The sequence below is a fragment of the Clostridium amazonense genome (assembly GCF_056431285.1).
The window spans coordinates 1-3337 of record NZ_JBWKMH010000021.1; the positions used below are offsets into that span (position 1 = coordinate 1).

Here is a 3337-nt window from a genome sequence, read left to right on the forward strand (position 1 = left end):
GACTTTTTCTATTTTACTAGATTTAAACTTTTTTGTCAACACTTTTTTTAAAATGTTTTTTAAGTTTATATCTACATCGCTTGGCTTCAATTACTTGTTTGCCTCAGCGACAAGATTTATTATATAACACATTGTCCAAAATTCATTTTCATAATCATGTATATAATTAACTTATTTTAAATTTACTACATATTTCATCTATTTTCTATTTATTATAAGTAATGATACACTTGGTAAAGTATATTGCTTATTTTTATATAATTTAATTATATTAAGTATAAAAAAATTATTTTAGGTTAAATTAATTGTTGTATAAAAAATTTTTTTATGGTGGTAATTAAATGAATAAAGATTATTTCAATTTTAAGTCCTTTTTAATAAAATTTATGACTACTATAATATTGCTTTGCAACTATTATATATTTTCATCTATACTTAATCCAGTAGATTTAGATGATTATATGCAAGTATTTAATACCCGTATTGGTTCTAATATTTTATCATTTAACGATACAAAGAAATATTTATCTGTAAATGAAGATATTTTGCCTGATGGACATACATGTAAAACTGAAAACAATAATTCTAATAAATGTTCATCATCTCAAATTCAAAATGTAAACTATATAGAAAGCTCTCATCTGCATAATGATTTTGTATATAGAGAAGTAGATAAATCTTCTTTAAAAAAGTTTCTTCAAACTAGAAATTCTTTATTAGAAGAAGAACCTTACTTTTCAACAATTATAAATACAGCTAAAAATTTTAACGTGAATCCATTGCTTTTGTTTGCCATCACTGGTCAGGAACAAAGTTTTGTTCCTAAAAGCAATGCAAATGCAAAGGAAATTGCAAATAATCCATTTAACGTATTTAATAGTTGGCAAAATTATAATACGGATATTAAAGATTCATCTGAAATTGCATCTCGAACAGTAGTAAATCTATCTTTGGGTAGACCTGAGAATATAGATCCATTTAAATGGCTAAATAATAAATATTCTGAGGATTCACTTTGGTTCGTAGGAGTTAAGAGCATTTATACTTGCTTAGAAGATAATGTTCCTTATTTAGATTAATATATAAAAAAGCTGGTATATAGTTATACTTCACTATATACCAGCTTTTTTATTCTTCCTTATTTATATAAACAGTAGTTGATGGAAATGCTATTGATGTATCTTGTAATTCTATTATATCCATTATTTTAAAATTAATATTATTTTTCACTTTAAGATATTCATCCAATTTAACCTTATTTGTATAGTATGCTATACTTATATCTAAACTACTATCATTGTACTTATCAAAGTTAACTAGTATACCATCATTTAATACATCTTCACTTTCATTTAACATATTTTTTATTTCAGATATAACATTCTTCATTTTCTCTTGTTCAGTTCCATACGTTAATCCTATATTAAAAGTTACTCTTCGCATATCTCTCCTCGTAAAATTTAATATAGATGTATTAGCTAACATAGAGTTAGGTAATGTTATTAATACTTTATCAACAGTTCTCACCTTAGTACTTCTTAGTGATATATCTTCTACTTCACCTTCTATATTGTTGCATTGAATCCAATCTCCAATTGAAAATGATCTATCAAATATTATACTTATTCCTGCAACAATATTTGCAGCTGTATCTTTTGCTGCTAATGCTAATACAGCTCCACCGATACCAGCTCCAGCTACTAAACCTTTTACTTCTATTCCCCATATCTCAGCTATTATAAGAATGCATATTATTAATATAGCAACTTTAATAAACTTCGCTATAAACGAATACGCAATTTTATCTAATTTTACTTCATTATCATAAAATTTATTTAGCAAACTAATAGGTGTATTCACTGAATTAATAAATCCTTGTGCTATGCACATAACAAATGCAGTTTTTAATATTCTATTTAATATTTGCTTTTTTAAACCTAATATATCAAACCCAGTAAAGACTATTATATATATGCCTAATATTAATAAGAAATTTTTTATAGGTTTTTCAAATGATGATATAATAGTTACTTTATCCTTAATATCTAACTTATTTAAAATGCCATTTATTATTTTTATAATATATTTTACTAATACATTCTTTAAAAACAATATTACAATAAATAATCCAAAAGCTATAGCTAATTTAACCCATACAATAAATATTTTATCTTCTAGTGTATATGGACCAAACTTATTTAACACACTTGCTAGTATTGTCATATTGTACTGATTTAAAAATATAAACTATTTAATTGAATTAACTATAAAATAGTATTAATAAACCAGTTTTTCACCATCCCTTCAATTTGTATTATTTTTTAACTTACTATTCGATTTTAAAATACTCTTTAGTTTATGTCAAAATCATAAGTTATATTTTATAAATTACAATTCAACTAAACTAATATTTTATCCACACTTTTTTTATTTTTTTTATTTTATCCACAAAATGAATACTAAATGTTAATAACATAAAACTTATTTTTAAATTTGTGGATATATTTTAAGAAATTCTAAACTTACTTTACTATATACAGTTTTAAATGAACCATTTAACTCATCTAAAGAATAAGTTTATAAAATTAGATCTTATATTTATAATAAAAAATAAAAATATTTTAAAATAACATTTTTACTTAGTAAAAATTTAAATTCGTTTCTAATTAATAAATGCTTTATTACAAAAATAAATTTGTATAAACTTAATTGTAATCTATGCCACAAATATGTTTAAATATATACTATTGTTAAATTGAGTATATAAATTTTCTTATATGCGTCTCCATAATATTTTAGGTATATCTATTACTTTTTATTATCTACATTTTCTAAATTCATTTTTTGTTTAAATTTAATAATTTATTATAATACTAATTAAGTATTAAAATTAAATTATATCTATTTAAATACTTTCAATTCACATTTTAATTTTTACATACATAGGATTAGATACTTACATTTATATATAAAAATAAAAAACTCTTAGTATTTCTACTAAGAGTTTTGGTGGCTCACCGGGGAATCGAACCCCGGACACCATGATTAAAAGTCATGTGCTCTACCGACTGAGCTAGTGAACCATATGACCTGGCGACAACCTACCCTCCCACACAGCTTCCCGTGCAGTACTATCGGCGTTATGAGGCTTAACTTGCCTGTTCGGTATGGTAAGGAGTGTTACCCTCAAAACCATCATCACCAGATTTTTCTTTTATAGAGTTTGTTCTCTGAAAATTGCACAGTGATTATTTTAGGTCAAGCCCTCGACTTATTAGTATGAGTCAGCTGAACATGTTACCATGCTTACACCCCTCACCTATCAACCTGGTAGTCT

Annotated in this window: 2 protein-coding genes, 1 tRNA gene and 2 rRNA genes; 1 reads left to right on the forward strand and 4 read right to left on the reverse strand. The window is 24.5% G+C overall.

All coding sequences use genetic code 11. The features are described 5' to 3' along the window. The first annotated feature begins 341 nt into the window (after positions 1–341). A complete protein-coding gene (locus AC07E4_RS08210) occupies positions 342–1079 on the forward strand; it encodes a hypothetical protein (RefSeq protein WP_478216102.1) in 738 nt (245 codons plus the stop codon). Positions 1080–1128: 49 nt separating this feature from the next. Here the strand turns inward: AC07E4_RS08210 and AC07E4_RS08215 are convergent, their stop codons facing one another. The 4 genes from AC07E4_RS08215 to AC07E4_RS08230 form a co-directional block, all read right to left on the reverse strand. Beyond that, a complete protein-coding gene (locus tag AC07E4_RS08215) occupies positions 1129–2223 on the reverse strand; it encodes a mechanosensitive ion channel family protein (RefSeq protein WP_051540543.1) in 1095 nt (364 codons plus the stop codon). Positions 2224–3007: 784 nt separating this feature from the next. Next, positions 3008–3083, reverse strand: a tRNA-Lys gene (locus tag AC07E4_RS08220). A 5-nt stretch (positions 3084–3088) separates the two neighbouring features. Further along, positions 3089–3206 (reverse strand): 5S ribosomal RNA (gene rrf, locus AC07E4_RS08225). Between the two features lie 48 nt (positions 3207–3254). Further along, positions 3255–3337 (reverse strand): 23S ribosomal RNA (locus AC07E4_RS08230); the annotation flags it as partial.

Excerpts from the sequence above, each read along its gene's own strand:
- AC07E4_RS08210 (WP_478216102.1), top strand. The coding sequence starts at position 342 with ATGAATAAAGATTATTTCAATTTTAAGTCCTTTTTAATAAAATTTATG.
- AC07E4_RS08215 (WP_051540543.1), bottom strand. The coding sequence starts at position 2,223 with ATGACAATACTAGCAAGTGTGTTAAATAAGTTTGGTCCATATACACTA.